1 protein-coding gene is annotated in these 236 nt (G+C 67.4%); it reads left to right on the top strand.

Annotation, left to right across the window (positions count from 1 at the left end):
- The coding region (locus ACLJNW_RS28475; protein WP_410962028.1) for a cation:dicarboxylate symporter family transporter at nt 1-236 on the top strand (236 nt) is incomplete at both ends.

Raw genomic sequence — 236 nt, forward strand, 5'->3', positions numbered from 1 at the left:
TGCTGGTGCTGACCCTGATGGTGACCTCCAAGGGTATCGCCGGCGTGCCGGGCGTATCCTTCGTGGTGCTGCTCGCCACCCTGGGCAGCGTCGGCATCCCGCTCGAGGGCCTGGCCTTCATCGCCGGCGTGGACCGCATCATGGACATGGCGCGCACCGCCCTCAACGTGATCGGCAATGCCCTCGCGGTGCTGGTCATCTCCAAGTGGGAAGGCATGTACGACGCGGCCAAGGGC

The sequence above is a fragment of the Salmonella sp. SAL4457 genome, assembly GCF_046548235.1.
GTDB lineage: Bacteria > Pseudomonadota > Gammaproteobacteria > Enterobacterales > Enterobacteriaceae > Salmonella > Salmonella enterica.